Annotated in this window: 17 protein-coding genes and 1 tRNA gene; 1 reads left to right on the top strand and 17 read right to left on the bottom strand. The window is 60.2% G+C overall.

The window, feature by feature from the left end; translation table 11 throughout:
- Window positions 1-16 precede the first annotated feature (16 nt).
- Window positions 17-1,447 carry a M48 family metalloprotease gene (locus PSEST_RS07365; RefSeq protein WP_015276372.1) on the top strand — a complete coding sequence of 477 codons (1,431 nt, stop codon included), beginning with the start codon at window positions 17-19 and terminating at the stop codon, window positions 1,445-1,447.
- A 41-nt stretch (window positions 1,448-1,488) separates the two neighbouring features.
- Here PSEST_RS07365 and nadA read toward each other — a convergent pair whose 3' ends face one another.
- From nadA to aspS, 17 genes are all read right to left on the bottom strand, one after another.
- The gene (gene nadA, locus PSEST_RS07360) at window positions 1,489-2,547 is read right to left on the bottom strand and encodes a quinolinate synthase NadA (protein ID WP_015276371.1); all 1,059 of its coding nucleotides are present in this window, start codon (window positions 2,545-2,547) and stop codon (window positions 1,489-1,491) included.
- Between the two features lie 244 nt (window positions 2,548-2,791).
- Window positions 2,792-4,288 (bottom strand): acetyl-CoA hydrolase/transferase family protein, encoded by a 1,497-nt coding sequence (locus PSEST_RS07355; protein WP_015276370.1) that lies wholly within the window; start codon window positions 4,286-4,288, stop codon window positions 2,792-2,794.
- A 200-nt stretch (window positions 4,289-4,488) separates the two neighbouring features.
- Window positions 4,489-4,564 (bottom strand) — tRNA-Lys (locus PSEST_RS07350).
- A 96-nt stretch (window positions 4,565-4,660) separates the two neighbouring features.
- The gene (queC, locus tag PSEST_RS07345) at window positions 4,661-5,335 is read right to left on the bottom strand and encodes a 7-cyano-7-deazaguanine synthase QueC (RefSeq protein WP_015276369.1); all 675 of its coding nucleotides are present in this window, start codon (window positions 5,333-5,335) and stop codon (window positions 4,661-4,663) included.
- 51 nt (window positions 5,336-5,386) lie between these two features.
- Entirely contained in the window at window positions 5,387-6,028 is a 642-nt protein-coding gene (gene queE / locus PSEST_RS07340) for a 7-carboxy-7-deazaguanine synthase QueE (protein ID WP_041756942.1), read from the bottom strand.
- Between the two features lie 122 nt (window positions 6,029-6,150).
- Window positions 6,151-6,966: a tol-pal system protein YbgF gene (gene ybgF, locus PSEST_RS07335; RefSeq protein WP_015276367.1), complete on the bottom strand. Its 816-nt coding sequence runs from the start codon at window positions 6,964-6,966 to the stop codon at window positions 6,151-6,153.
- Window positions 6,967-6,972: 6 nt separating this feature from the next.
- Window positions 6,973-7,476 (bottom strand): peptidoglycan-associated lipoprotein Pal, encoded by a 504-nt coding sequence (gene pal, locus PSEST_RS07330; protein WP_011913905.1) that lies wholly within the window; start codon window positions 7,474-7,476, stop codon window positions 6,973-6,975.
- A 48-nt stretch (window positions 7,477-7,524) separates the two neighbouring features.
- A complete protein-coding gene (gene tolB / locus PSEST_RS07325; RefSeq protein WP_015276366.1) occupies window positions 7,525-8,826 on the bottom strand; it encodes a Tol-Pal system beta propeller repeat protein TolB in 1,302 nt (433 codons plus the stop codon).
- Window positions 8,823-9,824 carry a cell envelope integrity protein TolA gene (gene tolA / locus PSEST_RS07320; protein ID WP_015276365.1) on the bottom strand — a complete coding sequence of 334 codons (1,002 nt, stop codon included), beginning with the start codon at window positions 9,822-9,824 and terminating at the stop codon, window positions 8,823-8,825. Before tolA ends, tolB begins: the two co-directional genes overlap by 4 nt.
- Window positions 9,824-10,264 (bottom strand): protein TolR, encoded by a 441-nt coding sequence (tolR, locus tag PSEST_RS07315; protein WP_015276364.1) that lies wholly within the window; start codon window positions 10,262-10,264, stop codon window positions 9,824-9,826. Before tolR ends, tolA begins: the two co-directional genes overlap by 1 nt.
- A gap of 11 nt (window positions 10,265-10,275) precedes the next feature.
- Window positions 10,276-10,968, bottom strand: a complete 693-nt coding sequence (gene tolQ / locus PSEST_RS07310) for a protein TolQ (RefSeq protein ID WP_015276363.1) — start codon at window positions 10,966-10,968, stop codon at window positions 10,276-10,278.
- Between the two features lie 2 nt (window positions 10,969-10,970).
- A complete protein-coding gene (ybgC, locus tag PSEST_RS07305; protein ID WP_015276362.1) occupies window positions 10,971-11,414 on the bottom strand; it encodes a tol-pal system-associated acyl-CoA thioesterase in 444 nt (147 codons plus the stop codon).
- Window positions 11,415-11,465: 51 nt separating this feature from the next.
- Window positions 11,466-12,518, bottom strand: coding sequence for a Holliday junction branch migration DNA helicase RuvB (gene ruvB / locus PSEST_RS07300; RefSeq protein WP_015276361.1), 1,053 nt, complete (start codon window positions 12,516-12,518; stop codon window positions 11,466-11,468).
- 3 nt (window positions 12,519-12,521) lie between these two features.
- Window positions 12,522-13,127: a Holliday junction branch migration protein RuvA gene (gene ruvA / locus PSEST_RS07295; RefSeq protein WP_015276360.1), complete on the bottom strand. Its 606-nt coding sequence runs from the start codon at window positions 13,125-13,127 to the stop codon at window positions 12,522-12,524.
- 73 nt (window positions 13,128-13,200) lie between these two features.
- Complete coding sequence (gene ruvC / locus PSEST_RS07290) at window positions 13,201-13,725, bottom strand: crossover junction endodeoxyribonuclease RuvC (RefSeq protein ID WP_015276359.1); 525 nt, start codon at window positions 13,723-13,725, stop codon at window positions 13,201-13,203.
- Between the two features lie 155 nt (window positions 13,726-13,880).
- Entirely contained in the window at window positions 13,881-14,630 is a 750-nt protein-coding gene (locus tag PSEST_RS07285; RefSeq protein ID WP_015276358.1) for a YebC/PmpR family DNA-binding transcriptional regulator, read from the bottom strand.
- Window positions 14,631-14,780: 150 nt separating this feature from the next.
- On the bottom strand, window positions 14,781-16,556 hold the full coding sequence (aspS, locus tag PSEST_RS07280; RefSeq protein WP_015276357.1) for an aspartate--tRNA ligase: 1,776 nt from the start codon (window positions 16,554-16,556) through the stop codon (window positions 14,781-14,783).
- Window positions 16,557-16,830: the final 274 nt, after the last annotated feature.

Genomic DNA, 16,830 nt, shown 5'->3' with positions numbered 1-16,830 from the left:
CAACGAGCCTGTCTGGATGAAACTGCTGCGCCCTGCCCTGCTCACGCTCACCTGCCTGTTTGTCCAGCCGGCATTGACCAATGATCTGCCATCGCTCGGCGATGCCAGTTCGGGCATCGTTTCACCGGAACAGGAGCATTTACTCGGGCGCGCCTGGCTCAGTCTGCTCCGCGGCCAGGTCAGGCAGCTTTCCGATCCGCAGCTCAAGGATTACGTCGAGAACAGCGTTTATCGCCTGGCCGAGACCAGCCAGCTACAGGACCGCCGCCTGGAATTCGTTCTGCTGGACAGCCCTCAATTGAACGCCTTTGCCGCGCCAGGGGGCATTATCGGAGTCAACGGCGGCCTGTTCATCCACGCCCAGACCGAGGCCGAGTACGCCTCGGTCATGGCACACGAACTGGCTCACCTTTCGCAACGTCACTTCGCCCGAGGCCTGGAAGCGCAGCAGCGCATGCAGCTGCCGCTGATGGCCGCCATGCTGGCGGGCGTCGTCGCCGCGGCAGCTGGTGCAGGCGATGCCGGCATTGCGGCCATCGTATCGACCCAGGCCGCTGCGATTCAGGCACAGCGCCGTTTCTCCCGACAGAATGAACAGGAAGCAGACCGCATCGGCATCGTCAACCTGGAGCGGGCCGGTTACGACCCACGCGCGATGCCATCCATGTTCGGCCGACTCATGCGCCAGTATCGCTACGATCAGAAGCCGCCAGAGTTCCTGCTGACCCACCCCGTCAGCGAGTCGCGCATTGCCGACACCACCAACCGCGCGGAGCAATACCCGCAGGGCGGCGCGCAGGACAGCCTGCGCTACCAGCTGATGCGTGCTCGCACGCAACTGAAGTTCGAAAGCACCCCCGGTGTCGAAGCAAAACGCTTCCGCGCAATGCTCAACGAAAACCCGGAAATGGACGCAGCCCGTTATGGTCTGGCGCTGGCGCAGATCAAGGCAGGCCAGCTGACTGAGGCCAGCAGCAGCCTCGCGCCGCTGCTGACCAAGGCGCCGGACGACCTCACCTACAACCTCGCCCAGGTCGAGCTGGACATCACCTCCAATCGCCTGCAGCAGGCACAGACCCGCTTGCAGCGGCTACTGCAGCTGTATCCGGGGAATTACCCGGTGCGCCAGATGCATATCGATCTACTGATGGAACAAGGGGAGACGCAGCAGGCCGAACGCGAACTGGACAAGCTTGCGGAACAGCGTCGCCGAGACCCCGACATCTGGTATCAGGTCGCCGAAGTGCGCGGGCTGAGTGGCAATATCGTCGGCCTGCACCAGGCCCGAGCCGAGTACTTCGCACTGGTCGGCGATTACGATCAGGGCATCGAGCAGCTCAACCTGGCCAAACGCCGCGCCAGCAACTTCCAGATTTCCGCACGAATAGACGCACGGCAGAAGCAGCTGATGGACGAGAAGCGCATGGTCGAGGAAATGCTGCGCTGAATCGACGGAGGCGCTGAAGGTCGATCAGCGCCGTGCCAACCTCAGGCGTTGCCAGCCTGCTTGAGTCGAGCAGCCTGAGTGAAATCGAGCATCCGCTTGAGCGGCTTGACGGCCCGGGGTATGAGCGCCGGGTCGACGAAAATCTCGTTGCTTCCCGCGCGCAGACACTCCAGGGTTCGCTCGAGGGTGTTCATCGCCATCCACGGGCAATGCGCGCAGCTACGGCAGCTCGCACCCTGCCCGGCGGTGGGCGCCTCGATGAACGTTTTCTCCGGGCAAAGCTGCTGCATCTTGTAGAAGATGCCACGATCGGTCGCGACGATGAGCGTTTGCTGCGGCAATGTTTGCGCCGCCTTGATGAGCTGACTTGTCGAGCCCACTGCGTCGGCAAGCTCGACTACAGCTTGCGGTGACTCGGGATGCACGAGTATCGCCGCATCCGGATACAGCGCCTTCATATCGGCCAGCTGCTTGGCCTTGAACTCCTCGTGGACAATGCAGGCGCCATCCCAGAGCAGGATGTCGGCACCGGTCTCGCGCTGCACGTAATTGCCAAGATGCTTGTCCGGCGCCCAGATGATCTTCTCGCCGTTATCCATCAGGCTCTCGACGATCTCCAGTGCGCAGCTGGATGTCACCACCCAATCAGCACGCGCCTTCACCGCCGCCGAGGTGTTGGCGTAGACCACCACTGTGCGCTCGGGATGCTGATCGCAGAAGGCCGAGAACTCATCGACCGGGCAGCCCAGATCGAGCGAGCAGGTGGCTTCGAGCGTCGGCATCAGCACGCGCTTCTCGGGGTTGAGGATCTTCGCCGTCTCCCCCATGAACTTCACGCCGGCGACCAGCACCGTCTGCGCCGGATGCTCATTGCCGAAGCGTGCCATTTCCAGGGAATCGGATACGCAGCCGCCGGTTTCTTCCGCCAGCGCCTGGATTACCGGATCGGTGTAGTAATGCGCGACCAGAACTGCGTTCTGACGCTTCAATTCCACAGCGATTTCACTGCGCAACTGCGCTTCTTGCTCAGGAGTGAGCGGCTTGGGTTGCTTGGCCGCCAGATGAGCCTGCACGAGGATGCGTTCGGGTATCTGCGTCATGGTCGCGGGTCCTGCCAGCACGGGATTGCACGAAGCGCCGAAGGTATGGCGGCCTGAGCAAGCCTGCTCGACTTGTCGTTAAGGACGGAAGGTGCAGGATTCAGACACGACTCCTGCCGTTCAACGGGGCAGGAATACTAGCCGAAGCCTTTGGAAAAGGGAAAGCGTGGCGGGATTCGAGCGAAGCAGGGCATTGCACCCCATAAATGAAACCGCCGGCTGAAAAGCCGGCGGTTCTGTTGGATCACTCGCCCTTGAGCATGTGTCCACGTTCTTCCAGATTGATGTGCCACTGCATGGCTTCACCCAGCAGGTGCGGTGTCTGACCACCCTTCTTGCAGGCGTCCTCGAAGTACTTGTTGAGCACGTCGCGGTAGGACGGATGCACGCAATTGTCGATGATGACGCGCGCACGCTCACGCGGAGCCAGGCCACGCAGGTCAGCCAGGCCTTGCTCGGTAACCAGAATCTCGACGTCATGCTCGGTGTGGTCAACGTGAGCAACCATCGGCACGACGCTGGAGATGTTGCCACCCTTGGCGATCGACTTGGTCACGAAGACGGCCATGTGAGCGTTACGCGCGAAATCGCCCGAACCGCCGATACCGTTCATCATCTTGGTGCCGCCCACGTGGGTGGAGTTGACGTTGCCGTAGATGTCGAACTCGAGCGCAGTGTTGATGCCGATGATGCCAAGACGACGCACCAGCTCCGGATGGTTGGAGATCTCCTGCGGACGCAGCACCAGCTTGTCCTTGTACTTCTCCAGGTTGCCGAATACGCGATCATTGCAACGCTCGGAAAGAGTGATCGAGCAGCCGGAAGCAAAGCTCATCTTGCCGGCGTCGATCAGCTCGAAGGTGCAGTCCTGCAGCACTTCGGAGTACATGACCAGGTCTTCGAACGGCGAGTCGATCAGACCGCACATTACGGCGTTGGCGATATTGCCGATGCCGACCTGCATCGGACCGAGGTTCTTCGCCATGCGGCCAGCAGCCACTTCACTCTTGAAGAACTCGACCAGGTGATTGGCGATGGCCTGGGTTTCTTCGTCCGGCGGCGTGACGGTGGAGTAGGAATCCGGCTGGTTGGTGATGACGATCGCTGCGATCTTGGCCGGATCGACCGGAATTGCGGCAGTGCCGATACGGTCGTCGACCTGGGTCAGCGGAATCGGACCGCGATTCGGACGCTCGCCCGGGAAGTAGATGTCGTGCAAGCCTTCGAGGTTGAGGTTGTGTGCCAGGTTCAGCTCGATAATCACTTGGTCGGCGAACATGGCCAGGTTGGCCGAGTTGCCCACGGAAGTGGTCGGAACGATGTGGCCCTGCTCGGTAATGCACAGCGCCTCGATGATGGTGACATCCGGACGCTTGATCTGATGGTTGCGCATCTGCTCGACGGTATGCGACAGGTGCTGGTCGATGAACATGACCTCGCCCGCGTTGATCGCCTTGCGCAGTACCGGATCTGCCTGGAACGGCATGCGGCGCGCCAGCAAGCCGGCCGAAGCCATTTTGCCGTCGAGATCGTTGCCCAGGCTGGCACCCGTCACCAGGCTGATCTGTAGCTTCTCGTCCTTGGCGCGATCAATAAGCGCCAGGGGCACGGCTTTGGCTTCGCCAGCACGGGTAAAACCACTCATGCCAACGGTCATGCCGTCGCGAATAAGGGCAGCGGCCTCGTGGGCGCTCATGACCTTGTTCTGCAGAGAGGACAAGCGGATACGATCAGAATACATTTGAGCCTCGAACCAACGGAAAATCGGAAGGGGCCGCAGTCTATTACGTTTAAAAACGCTTGAGCCACCTACTAAGGTCGTAGAGAAAAACGCTTCTTATGACCGAACGTAGCAGCGCGCGGCAACGCGAAACTGCGGCCATTAAAAAAGCCGGATGCCCTTGCGGGTATCCGGCTTCTTGTGCTCTCTCGGGAGCAATTTGGTGGGTCGTGTAGGATTCGAACCTACGACCAATTGGTTAAAAGCCAACTGCTCTACCAACTGAGCTAACGACCCAATGCGGGGCGCATGATACTGATTTGATTGATGAAAACAAACTTTTTTTTTAAAAAAAATTCGCCCGTTCTTGCGCGCATCCATCAGTCTGTCGCGTTAGAAATAGCGCGTGGGATCAGCCACTCCGGCCTCCGCAAAACCGGCGGCACGCAGCCGACAGCTGTCGCACTTACCGCAAGCGCGCCCGTCAGCGTCCGCCTGATAGCACGACACCGTCATCGCATAATCGACACCCAGGCGAAACCCCTCCTGGACGATCTTCGCTTTGCTGAGCTGCTGCAGCGGAGCCTGGATGCGAAACCCCTGCCCTTCAACGCCGGCCTTGGTGGCCAGATTCGCCATATGCTCGAACGCGGCCACGAACTCCGGCCGACAGTCCGGATAACCGGAATAGTCCACTGCGTTGACGCCGATGAAGATATCACGAGCGCCAAGGACCTCCGCCCACCCAAGCGCGAGCGAAAGGAAAACGGTATTGCGTGCAGGGACATAGGTGACAGGAATTCCCTCACCGGGAACCTCAGGCACGTCGATGCTATCGTCGGTCAGCGCTGAACCACCGATGCCATTGAGGTTGAGCCCGATAACCTTGTGCTCGACCACACCTAACTGCGCGGCAACTCGCTCGGCAGCCTGCAGTTCGGCACGATGACGCTGTCCGTAGTCGAAGCTCATCGTATAGCAGGCATAACCCTGATCACGGGCCATCGCCACGACCGTCGCCGAATCAAGCCCGCCCGACAATAGGATGACTGCTTTCTGCTCACTCATTTCACGATACCCTCGAGCTGAATAGGCGAACCCGCCTCCGACGCAACATGCTCAGTGGCCAGGTGCGTCGTTCCAGATGATCTTGTGCAGCTGCAGCTGCAAGCGTACCGGCAGGTTGTCGGCGACGATCCAGTCAGCCAGTGCACGGACATCAACCTGACCGTGACTTGGGGAAAACAGAACCTCGCCGGCGCGTCGATCCAGACCATATTCGATCAGCTTACTGACCGCCCAGTCATAGTCTTCGCGCGAGCAGATGACGAACTTCACCTGATCGTTTTGCGTGAGAGAGGCGATATTCTCATAGCGATTGCGCGCAACCTCGGCGGAACCCGGTGTTTTCAGATCAACCACGCGGCTGACTCGCTCATCCACTACAGAAATGTCGAGCGCACCGCTGGTTTCGAGCGACACCTCATATCCCGCATCGCACAAACGCTGCAGCAAGGGCACACAATTGGGCTGGGCCAGTGGCTCACCACCCGTCACGCAGACGTAACGGGGATTGTAGGCGGCAACACGCTCGACGATTGCGTCGATGCTCATCAGCTCGCCGCCGCTGAAGGCATAGGCGGTATCGCAATATTGACAGCGCAGGGGACAGCCGGTCAGGCGAACGAACACAGTAGGCAGGCCACTGGTTCGCGTCTCCCCCTGCAGCGAGTAGAAAATCTCAGTAATTCGCAGGGTCATATCAGCCACGGGCGTGACGGCTAAACAGGCCATCCGCCTCCGTTGCGGGAAATAGGGGCGGCGATTCTAACGAAAAAACCCGCCCAATGGGCGGGTTTAGTTCGTGAATGCCAAGCTGAGGCTCAGCGATTGAGCTGCCGCTGGGCCAATTGTGCTGCCGAGGTGTTCGGGTATTGGGCGATAACCTGCCGCAAAATACCCTGAGCCTTGTCCCGGTTACCCAGGCGGATCTCGACATCGGCCAGCTTATAGAGCGAATCCGGCACCTTGTTGTGCTGCGGATAAGCCTGACTGACCCGAGCAAAGGCCTGACCGGCACCTTGCAGATCGCCTTTGGCCAAATTCACCTCACCAAGCCAATACTGCGCGTTACCCGCGTACTGACTGTCAGGGTACTTTCGCAGGAACGCCGCGAAAGCCTGGCTCGCCTTATCGAAGTCTTTCGCTTTGATAAGGTCGAAAGCGGCATCGTAGTAGAGCTTCTCTTGAGCAGGATCGCTGGACCCGCCCTGTGTCCGGCCTGGGCTAGCTGCGGGCGCGCCGGTGTTTCCAGCTATGGATGGCTCATCCCGTGAAGGCGCAGACTGATTACTCCCAGCCGCGGACCCGCTCGACAAGCGTCGATCCAGATCCTGATAACGTTCCAGCCCCTCTTGTTGCAGGCGCTGGATCTGATTCTGTTGTTCCTCAAGCATGCCGCGCAATTGCGCGATCTCTTCCTGCATCTGCTGTAACTGCATGAAGAGCATGCCCTGCGCCGAAGATGGAGCAGCAGCCCCACCTCCGGCATAGGCACCGTCACCGCTCGGCGCGGCCGTGGAGTAACCAGAGTTGCCGCTAGCGGCACCCTGCTCATAATCCACAACCGGCACTTGGGCCACCCCATAGAGCGGCAGGCCGAGCACTGTAAAAGTCAGAGCGTGGCGGTACTTGCGCATATCGAATTACTTACGCAGTTCGACGCGACGGTTCTGAGCCCAGGACTGCTCGTCGTTGCCCATGGCAACCGGACGCTCTTCGCCGTAGGAAACCAGCTCCAGCTGAGCCGGGGAAACGCCCTGCAGTACCAGGTAACGCTGTACGGCCTTGGAACGACGCTCACCCAGAGCCATGTTGTACTCGCGAGTACCACGCTCGTCGGTGTGGCCTTCCAGAACGACGCGAGCGCCGTTGCCTTTCAGGTCCTTGGCATGAACGTCCAGAGCGCGCATGGCTTCCGGCTTCAGGTCGGAACTGTCGTACTCGAAGTAGAAGGTAGTGATGGCGCGCAGAGCAGCTTCTTCGCTCATGCTGCCGTCGATGGCGCCCGAATCAGCACCGTAACCGGCATTCGGATCGATCGCGCCCGAGCCTTCGCCAGAATCGTCGCCGCCCTTGGAGGAACAACCGACAGCAACAGCCATGGCCAGAGCCAGAGCGGTGAACTTACCGAATTTCAGCATTTCCATGTGTAACAACCCCAGGTGTGTTTTTGGTTAAAAAGCGTTGATACCGCATCAGTTCAGGTAAGGGGACCAGGACGGCTCTCGGACTTCGCCTTGAGCTGTTGGAAGCGGGAGCCTAACGCGTCCGTTGATGGACACGAGCATCAAGACTCCCCGGCCCTGCTGGCGGGTGGCGTAGATTAGCATGGTGCCATTAGGCGCAACAGTGGGAGACTCATCCAGACTGGTATCCGAAAGTATCCGCAGGTTGCCGCGCTGTAGATCCTGCGCAGCGACCTTGAAGTTGGTATAGCCGTCCTGACGGTGAATCATCACCAGCGTTTTCTCGTCAGCTGACAGCTTCGGGTTAGCGTTGTAGTTACCAACGAACGTCACTCGCTCAGCCGAGTTGCTGCCCAGCCGCTGCTTGTACACCTGCGGCTTGCCAGCGCGATCGGAGGTGAAGTAGATCGTTTGACCATCCGCGCCCCAGAAGGGTTCGGTGTCGATTGCGTAGTGATTGGTCAGGCGCTGCAACTGACGCGAGCCGAGGTCCATGACGTAGATCTCGGGGTTGCCGTCTTTGGACAGCACGAATGCGAGGCGATTGCCATCAGGCGAGAATGCCGGAGCACCGTTCAGCCCCTCGAAGTTGGTGATCTGCTCGCGGCGGCCAGTGTCGATATGCTGAACGAAGATCCGCGGGCGCTTTTGCTCGAACGAAACGTAGGCAATACGACGACCGTCCGGCGAATAGCGCGGCGAGAGAATCGGCTCGCGCGATTGCAGCAAGGTTACGGCGCGCGCACCGTCATAGTCGGAGCGCTGCAGCGTGTAGCGGGTGTTCGCACCGCCCAGCCGCTCGACGGTGACATAAAGCAGGCGGGTGGAAAACGCCCCCTTGATGCCGGTCAGCTTCTCGAAAGACTGGTCGGCCGCATGGTGGGCCATGTCGCGCAGCTGGTCCGGCGAGCCACCGACCGTTCCGGTCATGACCTGCTGTTCAGTGGTCACGTTGAATACTTCGTAACGAACCTGCAGTCGGCCGCCGGCCGGCTCGATGCTGCCCACCATCACGTACTGGGCGCCAAGGGCTTTCCAGTCGCGATAGATGATCTCGCTGCCGCGTGTCGGCATGCTGATCATGTTCTGGCGCGGAATCGGCTGAAAGATGCCGGAATTGCGCAAGTCGTTGCCTACGATTTCCGCCATGTCTTCTGGCAACACGGTACCGCCCTGCCAGCCGAATGGCACGACGGCGATCGGGATCGCCCGATCGGCACCACTGGTCACTACGATATTTTTTTCCTGCGCCACCGCTATTCCCGCAAGGCAGCAAAGCAGGACAAGTAGACCTCGAATGGAATTGATCACAACGCAAGATCCTCAGGCGTAAATGTCATTTTGAATGACCGGTAAGGCTGGAAGTCCTGCGGGCTCAGGCCCTGCATTTCAGTCAGCCGACCGATGTTCTTAACTGCGGCAACCGCAGAGTTATCGAATGGCACGTCACCGCTGGAGCGCGAGACACTGACGTTGGTAATGGTGCCATCTGGAAGCATGTTTACCTGAAGCTGCACGGTCATGTTGTTACGCGCCGACGGCGGACGGGTCCAACCTTCTGCCGCACGCAACCGAATCAGATCGTCAAAGTTACCGGCGACCTGGTCGCCGTGGGTGTCGGCCAACGCCTGCTGACGCTCAGTGGTATCAGACAGCAGCTCGGCAAGCGCCTGGGCCTTCTTGTCTTCCGCCGCCTTGCGCGCTGCATCCGCCGCGGCTTTCTTCTTCGCGTCTTCTGCCGCCTTTTTCTTTGCCGCTTCAGCTGCAGCTTTTTTCTTGGCCTCTTCCGCCGCCTTACGCTTGGCTTCTTCGGCAGCTTTCTTCTTCGCTTCCTCTGCAGCCTTCTGCTTGGCGAGATCTTCGGCGGCCTTCTTCTTGGCGATCTCGGCCTGCTTCTGTTGCTCGACCTTCTTGGCCTCCTCCGCCTTCTTCGCCGCCGCGGCCTTCTCGGCTGCAGCTTTCGCCGCATCGGCCTTTCGAGCCTCTTCGGCCTTCTTTTGTTCCGCAGCACGAGCGGCAGCGGCCTGCTTCTCCTGCTCGACCTTGCGCTGCTCCATCTGCTCGCTTTCGAACTGTTTGGCGGCGGTCTTCTTCGCTTCGCCCGCGATCTTCTGGTTGGTCTGAGTAGTTGCCTGACTCTGGGACTTCAACTGGTACAGGGTTGCCTGCACGATCGGCTTGGAAGGGGGCAGCTCGGGTGTCATCGAGAAGCTGACGAACAACATGCCGAAGATAATGATGTGCAGGCCGACCGCCAGCACGGTCGGCCAGAAATAACTCTGCGAAGGCGACGAGTCACGCTGCTGCATCAAGGTGCCTCGGTGATCAGGCCGACATTACCGACGCCGGCTTCCTGCAAACCACCCATGGCAGCCATGACCGAGCCGTAATCCACGGCCCGATCGCCACGGATGAACACCTGGGTATCCGGGCGCTGACGCATGATCGCGACCACGGCCTGCGTCATGTCGGCCAATGCGACAGCCTCGTTGCCCTTGCTTTCGGTATCGACCTCGCTGCCAACGTTCCAGTAGTAGGTCTTGTCTGCCTTGATGGAGATCGTCAGCACTTGCTTGTCGTTGTCCTGCGGCAGGGCTTCACTGCTGACCTTGGGCAGATCGACCTTGACGCCCTGATTGAGCATCGGCGCCGTCACCATGAAGATGACCAGCAGTACCAGCATCACGTCGATGTAAGGCACCACGTTCATCTCGGCGACGGGCTTGCGTCTGTTGCGGATTCTGGCCATGGCCGTGGGCCTCAGTCTTCGGTGGTGTGAACTTTGCGGTGGAGGATGGCCTGGAACTCATCGGCGAACGTGTAATAACGACCAATGAGCATCTCGCCGCGGGCAGCGAAACGGTTGTAGGCGATGACCGCAGGAATCGCTGCGAACAGACCGATCGCGGTAGCAATCAGCGCCTCGGCGATACCCGGCGCGACGGTTGCCAGCGTGGCCTGCTGAACCTGGGCCAGGCCACGAAACGAGTTCATGATGCCCCAAACGGTGCCGAACAGGCCGATGTAAGGGCTGGTGGAACCAACTGTCGCCAGGAACGGCAAGCTTTGTTCGAGCTTTTCCTCTTCACGGGAAATCGCCACGCGCATGGCGCGGTTGACGCCGTCCATCACTGCATCAGGATCGACGCCCTGCTGCTGGCGCAGACGGGAAAATTCCTTGAAGCCGGCGCGAAAGATCTGCTCGACGCCCGAGTCCGGGTCAGGATTGCTGCCCGCCTGACGATACAGCTTGGACAGATCGATACCCGACCAGAAGCGCTCTTCGAAAGTATCGAGCGCTCGTTTCGCTGCGCGCAGCATATTGCCGCGCTGAAAAATCAGAATCCATGAGGTCACCGAAGCGCCTACAAGTATCAGCATAACCAGCTGCACCACGAAGCTGGCGTTGCTGATCAGGCTCCACATGGACATATGGTCGACGTTGGCTTCCACGCTTACTCTCCTGCAGGGGATAGACCCGAACCGGCGAAGGCGGCACGCAGCGCTTCGGGAATGGCTCGGGGTTTCAAACTTTCGGCACGCACGCAGGCCACCAGCACCTGCCCCTCACAAAGCAGAACATCATCTACCGCACGCCGGACCTGCTGGCGAAAACGCAGGCTGGCTCGATTCAACTCAATCACCTCGGCCGTAACCAGCAATTCATCGTCCAGCCGTGCCGGAGCGCGGTACCGCGCCTCGACCGAATGCACGACGAATAGCAAGTCTTCACCGGCCAGCTGCGACTGGGCGAATCCCAGACTGCGCAACCGCTCGGTACGAGCTCGCTCCATGAATTTGAGGTAATTGACGTAATAGACAATGCCGCCCGCATCGGTGTCCTCGTAATAGACTCGACAGCGGTGGGTGAAGATTTCAGCTCCGGCTTGCGCGCGCATACTAGTGCTCGGCCCTGTAAATGCCAATCGGGTAAGACAACAATATTTTCGTCAAACTATGTCGCCATCGAACAGATCCGGGGTCGGCGCGTCGCCCATGCGTTTAGGCAGGTTGAGGCCGAAATGGAGATAGGCGTGACGAGTGACGACCCGGCCGCGCGGCGTGCGCATGATGTAGCCCTGCTGGATGAGGTAGGGCTCGAGGACGTCCTCGATGGTATGCCGTTCTTCGCTGATCGCGGCGGCCAAACTGTCGATTCCCACCGGGCCGCCATCGAACTTCTCGATCAGCGTCAGCAGCAACCGGCGGTCCTGATGATCGAAGCCTCGCTCGTCGACATCGAGCATGTTCAGCGCGAGGTCGGCGATCTGCCGGGTGATCTCGCCGCGACCGCGCACCTCGGCGAAATCGCGCACGCGGCGTAACAGTCGGTTGGCGATTCGCGGAGTCCCACGCGCTCTTCGAGCGATCTCGAACGCACCTTCGGGCTCGGTTGGCAGACCCAGAATGCTGGCCGAGCGGCTGACGATGGTCGCCAGGTCCTCGGTGGAGTAGAACTCCAGCCGCTGGACGATACCGAAGCGATCGCGCAACGGATTGGTCAGCATGCCGGCACGGGTGGTGGCACCCACGAGGGTGAATGGCGGCAAATCCAGTTTGATCGAACGCGCCGCCGGCCCCTCGCCGATCATGATGTCCAGCTGAAAATCTTCCATCGCCGGATACAGCACTTCCTCAACGATGGGCGAGAGCCGGTGGATTTCGTCGACGAACAGCACGTCGCCGGCCTCCAGGTTGGTCAGCAATGCGGCCAGGTCACCCGGCCGCTCGAGCACTGGTCCGGATGTGCTCTTGATCGAAACTCCCATCTCTTCGGCGATGATGTTCGCCAATGTGGTCTTGCCCAGCCCCGGCGGACCAAAGATGAGCGTGTGATCGAGCGCTTCCTGGCGGCCCTTGGCGGCACGAATGAAGAGGTCCATCTGCTCGCGAACGACCGGCTGCCCGATGTACTCGGCCAGTTTGAGTGGCCGAATCGCGCGATCCAGTTGTTCGTCGCGATCGCGACTGCCTGCAGTGACGATACGATCCGCTTCGATCATGGTTTACACCATACCCTTTAGGGCGCGACGGATCATTTCTTCACTGCTCAAATCATCTTCCTGTATGGCGGACACTGCACGGCTGGCTTCCTGCGGCTTGAAGCCCAGGGAGATCAACGCGCTGACCGCATCATTCTCGGCGCTTGTGACTGCCGTTTTGCTCCCGGGTTCAACCACGAAGGTCGCTATCGCAGGCATGGCTTCCCACGCTTTGAAGCGATCCTTCAGCTCGACCAGGAGCCGCTCGGCGGTTTTCTTGCCGACGCCTGGTATGCGTACCAGGACCGAAGTGTCCTGCGCCTGCACGCAACGCACCAGCTCATCAACCTCCAACCCGGACATCAATGCCAGCGCCAGCTTGGGACCAACGCCGTTCAAACGGATCAGCTCGCGGAAAAGTTCGCGCTCGCGCTTTTCGGCGAAGCCATAAAGTAGTTGTGCATCTTCGCGCACGACGAGGTGCGTATGCAGCGTCAACGGCTCACCAACCGCTGGCAGGCGGTACAACGTCGTCATCGGCACCTCGACCTCATAGCCAATGCCGTTTACGTCGAGAATCAGATGCGGCGGTTGCTTTTCCGCCAGCGTGCCGCGCAAACGTCCGATCAATCTGTGTCCTCCATGGCCATCCCATTTCTGGCGACCAGTCGATTATTCGTCCAACCAAAAATACTTGCGCCGACTACAGACGCAACCGCCCGCCTCGCCGTTTGGCGCCGACCAGACCGTGTGGAATCAGGCTCTGCCGGTGATGGGCGTGACACAGCGCAATCGCCAGCGCATCAGACGCATCGATCTGTGGTTTTTCCAGAAGCTTGAGCAGGTGCATGACCATCATCTGCACCTGCTGCTTGTCCGCGCCACCGGTTCCAGCGATCGCCTGCTTGACCTGCGTCGCGGTGTATTCGGCGATCTGCAGCCCCGCTTCGGCACCGGCGACGATCGCCGCCCCACGGGCCTGGCCGAGTTTCAGCGCTGAGTCGGCATTGCGCGCCATGAACACCTGCTCGATGCCCATGGTCACCGGACCGTAGGTTCGGATGACCTCGCTGACTCCACTAAATACGGCACGAAGCCGCTCGGGCAATTCGCCAGTGCCGGTACGAATGCAACCGGACGCGACATATTCACACCCGCGGCCAGTGTCGCGCACAACGCCGTAACCGGTAATCCGAGAGCCGGGATCGATACCCAAAATCAGCGTCATGCCTTGGCCGTGCTGTCTATTTATCCAGTGGCGAGTATACGGAGCCGCTGCCTGATCCGCCACCGAGCACTAGGCCGGCACCCCGCTAAATGCGCCAGCCGTAAAAAAGCCGGGAGCACATTTATGCGACTCCCGGCTACGAATGGCGTTGTCGCTCACCCCAACTGCTGCATGATCTCGTCGGAGATCTCCGCGTTGTGGTAGACGTTCTGCACGTCATCCAGATCTTCCAGCGCATCGATCAGACGCAGAACCTTTTGCGCCGTCTCAACATCGGTGATGGGCGCCATGATGGAGGGGATCATCGCCACTTCGGCCTCGTCACCCTTGAAGCCAGCCTGCGTCAGCGCCTCGTTGACCGAGAGGAAATCGGCAAAGCTGGTATAGATTTCGACCGAGCCATCCTCCTGACTGACGACATCGTCCGCACCCGCCTCCAGCGCCGCCTCCATCAATGCATCTTCATCGACACCAGGCGCATAGCTGATCTGACCCTTGCGATCAAACATATAGGCGACTGAGCCATCAGTACCGAGGTTGCCGCCGTTCTTGCTGAAGGCATGGCGCACTTCGGCCGCAGTACGGTTGCGATTGTCGGTCATGGCCTCGATGATGATGGCCACGCCGCTTGGCGCGTAACCCTCGTAGCTCAGCTCGGTCATGTTGTCCGCCTCGCTGGAGCCTGCGCCCCGTGCGATGGCGCGATCGATGACGTCACGCGACATGTTGGCCGTCAGCGCCTTGTCGACAGCCAGACGCAGACGCGGGTTATCCGCCGGCACGCCGCCGCCATGCTTGGCCGCCACGGTCAGCTCACGGATCAACTTAGTGAAAATCTTGCCTCGCTTAGCGTCCTGGCGCTCTTTGCGGTGCTTGATATTGGCCCATTTGGAATGACCAGCCATAACTCACTCCATTCTTCGACTGAATCGGATATCTCGATAACCGCCCCGCCTGCTGCTAGCCATCAGGGCGAAGCGGCCATCACCGTAACGCCTGTACGGCTCGAGGCCGCAAGACGAAGAAGCCTGGCAGAGCCAGGCTTCGGGTAGCGCTTATTCCGCCTTCGGCTGCTCGCGCAGACGGATATGCAGATCGCGTAGCGCCTTGTTGTCCACCGCACCCGGTGCCTGGGTCATCACGTCCGCAGCACTCTGGGTTTTCGGGAAGGCGATCACTTCACGAATGGACTGCGCACCGGTCATCAGCATCACCAGGCGATCGAGACCGAAGGCCAGACCACCGTGAGGCGGCGCGCCAAATTTCAGCGCATCGAGGAGGAAGCCGAACTTCTCTTCCTGCTCGGCTTCATCGATGCCAAGAATGCGGAACACGGTCTGCTGCATTTCCTTGCGATGAATACGGATCGAACCGCCACCCAGTTCGGTACCATTGAGGACCATGTCGTAGGCACGCGACAGAGCGGCAGCCGGGTTGGCCTCCAGCTCCTGCGGCGTGCACTTCGGCGCGGTAAACGGGTGGTGCAGCGCGCTCAGCGAGCCGTCATCGTTCTCCTCGAACATCGGGAAGTCGACCACCCACAGCGGCGCCCAGTCACAGGTCAGCAGCTTGAGGTCGTGACCGATCTTGATACGCAGCGCGCCCAGCGCCTCGGAGACGATCTTCGCCTTGTCGGCACCGAAGAAGACGATGTCGCCATCGACCGCACCCACGCGATCGAGGATCACGTTGAGGTTGTCTTCCGGGATGAACTTGACGATCGGCGACTGCAGACCTTCGACACCCTTGGCGCGCTCGTTGACCTTGATGTAGGCCAGGCCCTTGGCGCCGTAGATGCCGACGAACTTGGTGTAGTCGTCGATCTGGCTGCGCGGCATGCTCGCCGCACCCGGAACGCGCAGGGCAGCGACGCGCCCCTTCGGATCATTGGCCGGACCCGAAAACACCTTGAACTCGACGGCGTTGAGCTGATCGGCCACATCCACCAATTCAAGCGGAATGCGCAGGTCGGGCTTGTCCGAGCCGTAACGACGCATGGCCTCTTCGAACGGCATGTGCGGGAACTCACCAAACTCCAGATCCAGCACTTCCTTGAACAGCTTACGGATCATGCCTTCGGTGATATCGATGATGTCCGCTTCGTCGAGGAAGCTGGTCTCGATGTCGATCTGGGTGAACTCGGGCTGGCGATCAGCGCGCAGGTCTTCGTCGCGGAAGCACTTGGCGATCTGGTAGTAGCGGTCGAAACCGGCAACCATCAGCAGCTGCTTGAACAGCTGCGGCGACTGCGGCAGAGCGAAGAAGTTACCAGCATGGGTACGGCTGGGTACCAGATAGTCACGGGCGCCTTCGGGCGTCGGGCGGCCCAGGATCGGGGTTTCCACATCCAGGAAACCATTTTCATCCAGGTAGCGGCGAATGCTGGCGGTGATACGCGAACGCAGCTTGAGCTTCTCGGCCATTTCCGGACGACGCAGGTCGATGAAGCGATAGCGCAGCCGCGTCTCTTCGCCAACATCGCTGTACTCGTTGAGCGGGAACGGCGGCGTCTCCGCATCGTTGAGCACGTCCAGCTCGTAACCGAGGACTTCGATGGCACCAGAAGCGATGTTCGGGTTCACCGCACCAGCCGGGCGCAGGCGCACCTTGCCGGTGATCTTCACCACATACTCGCTACGCACCTTGTCCGCAGTGGCGAAGGTTTCCGCGCGATCGGGATCGAAGACCACCTGAGCCAGGCCCTCACGATCACGCACGTCGAGGAAGATCACCCCGCCATGGTCACGACGGCGATGTACCCAGCCGCAAAGAGTGATTTCCTGGCCGTCCAGGCTTTCGTTCAGTTGGCCGCAATAGTGGCTGCGCATCATGGTGGAGTTCGCTTCTCGTATCTTGAATTCGATGGGGCGCTAGAGCCGCGACAGGCTGACAGCCCCGTTGCTGCTCTGAGCAAGCGGCGCTTGCCGCAAGCGTTACCGCAGATGACACCAGGCGCTGCGGCTTGCGCAGAGGCCGCCGGGCATAAGCGCGAGATTATATCTGCATAATTACCTCGGCGCAGCCGTTGCCCCGGGGATTCGAATTCTTGCGGACGGAACCCCTCATCCATCCAGGCCTTCCAAAACCACGAGTGTTGAGCCAGAG

This window comes from Stutzerimonas stutzeri RCH2, assembly GCF_000327065.1.
GTDB classification, from domain to species: Bacteria; Pseudomonadota; Gammaproteobacteria; order Pseudomonadales; family Pseudomonadaceae; genus Stutzerimonas; species Stutzerimonas stutzeri_AE.
This window is presented reverse-complemented; position numbering and strand designations above follow the sequence as displayed.